This window comes from Wohlfahrtiimonas larvae (assembly GCF_002006755.1).
In the GTDB taxonomy this organism is placed as follows: domain Bacteria; phylum Pseudomonadota; class Gammaproteobacteria; order Cardiobacteriales; family Wohlfahrtiimonadaceae; genus Wohlfahrtiimonas; species Wohlfahrtiimonas larvae.
In genome coordinates, this window is record NZ_MVDO01000157.1 from 1 (window position 1) to 7,495 (window position 7,495).

At 35.7% G+C, this 7,495-nt stretch carries 8 protein-coding genes; 7 read left to right on the top strand and 1 reads right to left on the bottom strand.

All coding sequences use genetic code 11. From position 1 onward, the window contains the following. Positions 1 to 289, top strand: a 289-nt coding sequence (locus BZK14_RS08835) for a glycerol-3-phosphate acyltransferase (protein WP_171973681.1), incomplete at its 5' end; no start/stop codon positions are given. Positions 290 to 303: 14 nt separating this feature from the next. On the opposite strand, the gene rpoN is transcribed toward BZK14_RS08835, so the two are convergent. Further along, complete coding sequence (rpoN, locus tag BZK14_RS08840; protein ID WP_077926146.1) at positions 304 to 1,788, bottom strand: RNA polymerase factor sigma-54; 1,485 nt, start codon at positions 1,786 to 1,788, stop codon at positions 304 to 306. Between the two features lie 138 nt (positions 1,789 to 1,926). On the opposite strand from rpoN, the gene BZK14_RS08845 reads away from it, so the two are divergent. From BZK14_RS08845 to BZK14_RS08870, 6 genes are all read left to right on the top strand, one after another. After that, positions 1,927 to 2,607, top strand: coding sequence for a response regulator transcription factor (locus BZK14_RS08845; protein WP_077926147.1), 681 nt, complete (start codon positions 1,927 to 1,929; stop codon positions 2,605 to 2,607). Positions 2,608 to 2,663: 56 nt separating this feature from the next. Then, positions 2,664 to 3,995: a sensor histidine kinase gene (locus BZK14_RS08850; protein WP_245831271.1), complete on the top strand. Its 1,332-nt coding sequence runs from the start codon at positions 2,664 to 2,666 to the stop codon at positions 3,993 to 3,995. Positions 3,996 to 4,068: 73 nt separating this feature from the next. Continuing rightward, on the top strand, positions 4,069 to 5,064 hold the full coding sequence (rluB, locus tag BZK14_RS08855; RefSeq protein WP_077926149.1) for a 23S rRNA pseudouridine(2605) synthase RluB: 996 nt from the start codon (positions 4,069 to 4,071) through the stop codon (positions 5,062 to 5,064). Next, positions 5,051 to 5,989 (top strand): ABC transporter ATP-binding protein, encoded by a 939-nt coding sequence (locus BZK14_RS08860; RefSeq protein ID WP_077926150.1) that lies wholly within the window; start codon positions 5,051 to 5,053, stop codon positions 5,987 to 5,989. Before rluB ends, BZK14_RS08860 begins: the two co-directional genes overlap by 14 nt. Next, a complete protein-coding gene (locus BZK14_RS08865; protein ID WP_077926151.1) occupies positions 5,989 to 6,765 on the top strand; it encodes an ABC transporter permease in 777 nt (258 codons plus the stop codon). Before BZK14_RS08860 ends, BZK14_RS08865 begins: the two co-directional genes overlap by 1 nt. A 37-nt stretch (positions 6,766 to 6,802) precedes the next feature. Continuing rightward, a partial coding sequence (locus BZK14_RS08870; protein WP_077926152.1) for an MlaA family lipoprotein occupies positions 6,803 to 7,495 on the top strand: 693 nt, incomplete at its 3' end.

Genomic DNA, 7,495 nt, shown 5'->3' on the forward strand with positions numbered 1-7,495 from the left:
AGGTGGTAAAGGCGTTGCAACTGCGTTAGGCTGCATCATCGGCTTGAATCTTTGGGTGGCATTGTGTGCATTTGGCACATGGCTCGTTGTTTTTGCCCTTTCTAGAATTTCATCATTATCAGCGTTAACAGCAGCGATCATTGCTCCAATCTATTTATGGTTATTCAATGCTTCCATTTCTGTTGTAATTGCTGTCGTGATCATGGATATATTATTAATCATTCGTCATAAAGCGAATATTCAACGTATTTTAAAAGGTGAGGAAAAGAAATTAACTTCAAAAAAGTAACCTATCAATAGCCTTTAAACTAATCGTTTACGCTGTGTTGAACTCGGAATTCCTAAAGTTTCACGATATTTAGCAACCGTTCGGCGAGATAATTCATGCCCTTTTGTTTCTAATATTTCTTGTAATTTTTGATCACTGAATGGCTTTTTCTTATCCTCTGCCGCAATAATTTCTTGTAATACCGCACGAATAGCAACGCCAGATGCATCCTCTTCACCACTGGAAACCTGATTAGTAAAAAAGAAATTGAGGGGCAAGGTGCCTTGCGAACAAATCATATATTTTCCTGCTACCGCACGAGAAATTGTAGATTCATTCAAAGAAACTGCCTCTGCAATATCTTGCAAACGCAGCCCTTTCATAGCTTTTTTGCCATTTAGAAAAAAAGCTTGTTGGGCATCGACAATAGCGGTTGCAACCTTTAGTAAGGTATCAAAACGATCTTCAATACTCTTTAAGAAAAAACGTGCCTCCGTTAATTGTGATCGCATTAAATCTCGGCCTTCTATTTTTGCACGTTGTGCTAATTTTGCATATTTACGATTAATACGCAGTTTTGGCAAAATATCTTCATTTAAAGTCACCGTTAATGTTTCACCTTTTTGTAATACAATGATATCTGGCTTAACAGCTTCCACTTTGTGATTACGATAATTAATAGCAGGATAGGGATTCAAACACTTAAATCCTTCCAACATCTCAATTACTTCTTCTTCTAAAAAATGATAATTTCGTTCAATTCTTTTTAAATCATGTTGTAACAGCCATTTAGAATGATATTTCAATAAATCTATAGCTTCCTCTTGCCAATATGGCTTTGGATCTAATTGTTTAATTTGTTGAATCAATGACTCCTCTAATGAAGTCGCACCGATACCTGGAGGATCAAACTGCTGAATATGGCGAAGCACCATCATGATCTCATCTTCATCAATCTCTATATTTGGATATTGTTCAGATAATGCATCCACCATACGAGATGCTGGCTGAGTGAAATAGCCATTATCATCTAAAGAATCTATTAAAAATGCACCAATGACAAAATCTTTTTGAGACAACTTAAGTAACATCAATTGATTTAATAAATGTTCTTCTAACGAAATTTCATAAGTATTGGTATCAAAATCATCCATTTCATCACCATTACTTTTAAAACTTAAATGATCAAAGGAACCACTGTCTTCATGTGCACTCCAATCTTCTATGACTTCAAAAGGAGTTTCTTGATCTAAATCAAGAGAAGAATTGTCATTTTCAATAATACTATCGGAATTTTGATCATTTTTTAAACTACCAGTTTCTAGCTCATAAGATGATAAATCTAAATCACCTTCATGATTAACATCCTGTTCTATCATTATATTTTCTTCAAGAAAGGTAGAAACTTCATGTTCTAATTCTAATTGAGAACATTGCAAAATCTTCAGTGCAGTCTGCATGGATTGTGTTAATACCATGGTTTGCGACTGTTTTTGTATTATACTAGATTTAATTTTCATGTCTCAGCAGTGTATCACAGAATTAATAAGAGCAACTTTATGTGAAATTATTCACAATAATATTGTATAGTTATACATGGTTAAGTACAGATGATCAGATTTTTTCTTTAACTTTTTTGTAATTTATAGGATTGCAGTGTGAATAATAAAAAATTATTACTTGTTGATGATGACATTGAGTTTTCAGAACTTTTATCCACTTACCTTGCGAGTGAGGGTTTAGAAATTGTTGTGGCTCATGATGGAAATGAGGCTGTTGCAATTGCACAAACATCCACATTTGATGTTTGCTTATTAGATGTCATGATGCCTAAATTAGATGGCATTGAAACATTAAAACAATTGCGCCAAACACACCCTAATCTCCCCGTTATTATGCTAACTGCTAAATCTGAACCCATTGATCGTATTTTAGGCTTAGAGCTAGGTGCTGATGATTATATTGCTAAACCACCTGAACCACGTGAATTATTGGCACGAATTAAAGCAATTTTGAGACGTGCTAATCAGGTTACTGCACCGGTTGTGGAAAGCTTTGAAAAAGATAAAATCTATTGGGATAAGCAAAAAAGAATTTTTTATATCAATCAAAAACCTATTGATTTAACAGGCATTGAATATGAAATTCTTGTTGTTTTAGCTGAAAATCCTGGCGCAGTCGTGCCTAAAGATACAATCTCTATGCAAGCAATGCATAAGAAATTACCACCATTTAACCGCAGCTTAGATGTTCATATTTCTAATATTCGTAAAAAAATTATGGATGAAAATGTAGAAATTAAAAGTGTTCGTGGCCGCGGCTATCAATTGAGTGTATAAACATTATGCGCCTTAAACTAAAAGAATTTTATAAAAGTTTTTTATTTAGGGCATGGTTGTCAGTTGTACTGGCATACAGCGTTATTGTGCTGTCAGTTCAACTGGCATATGTTTATATTGCTGATGAATATAACAATGATTGGAAAGAAATTTATCATTCGGAAGTCATCCCTATTCTTTCTAATCTTGTAATTGCAGGCAATAAAGATGATATCAGCGATCCTTTAGCTGTTATAGAATCCCTTGCACAAAAATATTCTAAATATTTATCAGTATACTATCTTGGCGCCATCACACCCAATCAAAACATCCTCAAAGCTCATGCAGAGTTGTTTGAAATGAGTAATATCAAACAGAATCAGCTGATCTATTTTACCGATAAAAATCAATATCTTTATTTGATAGAAGTCAAAAGCCCTAGCCATGCAGTCCTTTACTTTAGCTTATCTACAGAAGGCTTTTTACTAAGAAGCATTCCTATCTTTGGACTCATCCTATTTTTTACATTCTTTTGGGCAAAACGCTTCCTAGTGCCAATAGAAGCCCTGATTAAAAGCGCTCAACAAGTGGGAAAAGGTAACTTACAAACCATCCCTCCTGAATCAACCCAAAATTCCACACCAGAAATTAAAGAGCTAACACAAACCTTTAATATTATGGTACAAAATTTAAGCAAACTTCAGAAAAGCCAACAAGAGATGATTTCTGATATTGCTCATGAATTGCGTTCGCCCTTAGCTCGTCAAAAACTCGCGATCAATCTTTTAAAAGAGCGACAATTTCATAAATTTGACTACAAAGAGTTATTAGATCGAATCGAAAATGAAGGTCTAAGATTAAATGAGCTTATCGATGAAATTCTTAATTATCTTCGCCCATTACAAGCTCAGCAAACTTCTGAACAAAATATTGAAGAAGTCTATTTAACCTCTTTATTAGAATCCATTTTAGATGATGCTGCATTTGAATTCTCTAAGCAAAATAAAGGTGTCGAAATCATCGCAGATGTAGAGCAAGACTTAATTGTTTTAGGTGAATATTTAAAACTAGAACGAGCAGTCGAAAATATTGTGCGTAATGCTTTATTCCATACCAAGCCTTATACTAAAATTGAGGTGAGTTTAAATAAAGATGAATCGACAAACGAAGCAATCATTACTGTACGAGATCATGGTTGCGGTGTGCCTGAAGAAAATATTCCTTTCTTAACAAAGCCCTTTTATCGCGTAGATAGTGCTCGCAATAAAAGAGATGGTGGATATGGCTTGGGCTTAACGATTACACATGCGATTATCACCTACCACAACGGTACGCTATCTTTTAAGAATGCTGAAGATGAAGGATTGATTGTATCCATCAAACTACCCTTAATCTCAGACAATTCTTAATATAGAATAGGCTTCACGCTTATTTTCGAGTAGAATGATACCCTTTTTATATCAAGTTTGATTGGATTAATGTATGAGCGAACGTTTACAAAAAGTATTGGCTAATTTGGGCTTAGGCTCTCGTCGCGCCATGGAAGATTGGATACGCGAAGGTAGAGTTTCGGTTAATGGAAAAGTTGCCATCTTAGGTACAACGGTGGATGGCTCAGAGAAAATTTTAGTTGATGGTAAACCCATCAAATTGGATGATTCTCCTTTAGTCCGTAGAATCATCGCATACCACAAACCTATTGGTGAAGTTACCACTCGCAATGATCCGGAAGGTAGAAAAACTATTTTTGATAGTTTGCCGCCCATTAAAAATGGTCGTTGGATCTCTATTGGCCGTTTAGATATCAATACCCAAGGTTTGCTATTGCTGACTAACGATGGTGAATTTGCCAATAAAATGATGCACCCTTCTAGCGAAGTTGAACGTGAATATGCTGTGCGTGTTTTAGGTACATTAACAGAAGAAATGGTAACAGCTATGAAAACGGGTGTTGAGTTTGAGGATGGCATCTCAAAATTTGATGAAATTCTCTACTCTGGTGGAGAAGGTGCTAACATCTGGTATCATGTTATTCTAAAAGGTGGAAAAAATCGTGAAGTTCGCCGTTTATGGGAATCTCAAGGTTTGACAGTTTCACGTTTAATGCGTATTCGTTATGGTAGCTACACTATGCCAAAATCATTACGCCAAGGGCATTCCATTGACCTTGATATTGATGCAACAAAAGCCATTTTAGAAGATGCAGGAATGCCATTTCGTATTGAAAATTTCTATGCGCCCCCCGAAAATCGAAAGGCCGCATATAAAGCAAAACCTTCCAAACGTTTTTCAAATCATTCAGTGACAGAAAAGCCTAAAACATCCTCTGTCGACTCTTCAAGAAAAATGAAAGCAGAATTTGGCTCTTCTAATGCTCGTAAAACCTCATCTAGATCATCAGAGCGCCCGAATCGTACATCTTCTGAACGCCCGACTAGATCCTCTAAACCAAACAACCGTAGATATGATAGAGACTAAAACCCCTGCTCTTGCCATTACTGATCTCGCTAAAACTTATCATAATGGCAAAGAAGCATTAAAAGGTATTAACTTAACTGTTGAGCAAGGTGATTTTTTTGCTTTGCTTGGACCTAATGGTGCAGGTAAATCTACAACGATTAGCATCATTACAGGCCTATTAGATGCAACACGTGGCCATATAGAAATATTTGGGCATGATCACATATCTGATATGCGTAATGCAAAGTCCATGGTAGGCTTAGTACCACAAGATTTTAACTTTAATCAGTTTGAGTTATGTGAAGAGATTCTCATTAACCAAGCAGGGTATTTTGGTGTGCCTCGTAAAATTGCTAAAGAACGTGCCAAAAAATATTTGGATTTACTGCATTTAACGGATAAAGCCCGAGTTATGGCTCGTAATTTATCAGGTGGCATGAAGCGTCGATTATTAATTGCGCGTGCTTTGATGCACGAACCCAACCTATTAATATTAGATGAACCTACCGCTGGCGTTGATATTGAAATTAGACGTCAAACTTGGGATTTATTACAGAAAATTAATGCCACAGGTACAACGATTATTCTCACAACCCATTACCTAGAAGAAGCTGAGTTACTTTGTAAAAATATTGCCATCATTAACCATGGTGAAATTGTTCAACATTGTTCTATGGATGCATTATTGAGGCAGCTACAATCTGAATCTTTTGTCCTCAGCCTAAGTGAACCATTAAGCACAATACCCAATAGTATTGAAGGACTGACTTTTACTGCTATTAACCCTATGACATTAGAAGTAGAAATTCAAAAACCCCACTCAGTGACAAGTGTATTTGATATTCTCAAAGATCACAGCATTAATGTAGACACGCTTCGTAATAAAGCCAATCGCTTAGAAGAGTTATTCATCAAGTTAACTAGCAATAAGGAAGTAGAATAGTGAATCATCAAAATGTTAACTGGATCGCCTTCCAGACGATTTTGGTCAAAGAAATTTTGAGATTTATTCGTATTTGGCCACAAACATTATTGCCACCAGCAATCACGACAGCATTATATTTTATTATTTTTGGACAAATTATTGGATCACGCATTGGAGATATGGGTGGTTTTAGCTACTCAGAATACATTGCACCTGGTTTAATTATGTTAACAGTCATTAATAATAGTTATTCTAATGTTGTGTCATCTTTTTTTGGTGCCAAATTTCAACATTATGTAGAAGAACTACAAGTTTCTCCTATGTCCAATTTACTCATTATAGCGGGGTATATCACGGGCGGTATTGCACGAGGATTTTTTGTCGGAGTCATTGTCACCATCGTGACACTGTTTTTCACACCTATCTCTATTCATAACTTCCCATTAACAATAATTATCTTCTTACTCACTTCAGCAGTTTTTGCGCTAGCTGGATTCATCAATGCTATTTTTGCTAAATCGTTTGATGACATCTCTATTATCCCAACCTTTGTCCTCACACCATTAACATATTTAGGAGGTATTTTTTACTCTGTGAGCCTTTTGCCAGGCTTTTGGGAAAAGCTATCCTATTTTAATCCTATATTATACATGGTGAATGGATTCCGTTATAGTATGTTAGGTATCTCTGATATCAGTATTGGATGGACGTTAACAATCTTATGCATCTTATTTGCAACATTGTGTTTCATCGCAACATATTTAATGAATAAAGGCATTGGGCTAAAATACTAGTTCAGTTTTTATAATTACTATTTTAGAGTTCACCACCATGACTAAATTTTCCTCTCTCCTTCTTGGCGTACTTTTGTTGGCAGGTTGTGCAGGTACAAACCCTGCTGACCCCTATGAAAGTTATAACCGTAAAGTTTATGCCTTCAATACAACTTTAGATGAGGTTTTACTCAAACCTCTTTCTACAGGTTATCGTGCAATTACCCCTGATATTGTTCATGAAGGGTTAGGTAATGCTGTCAGCAATTTGACTGAACCGCGTAATATGGCAAATAACTTATTACAAGGTCGAATTACTGCATTCTTAGAATCTACACATCGTTTTGTATTTAATAGTACTTTTGGGTTAGGTGGATTAATTGATTTAACAACAGCATTTAAATTACCAGAATACAAAGCTTCAGATTTTGGCATGACATTAGCTTATTATGGTTGGGAAGAATCTAGCTATTTCCTATTGCCACTCTTACCTCCGCGCACATTTCGTGACCAAGTTGGTCTCGGTGTGGATGTATTTGTTACTGATCCTCGTGTTTATGCAATGAATGTTAGAGGTGAAGTAATCGTTGCCACAGTTGATACAATTAATACTCGAGCAGATTTACTAGAAGCTGATAAGTTATCGAAAAAAATCTCTCTAGACAATTATGTTTTCCAACGCGAATCTATATTACAGCATCGTAATAATCAATTAAGACAATCTGGTATCGATATCCCTGATCAGTCTTAT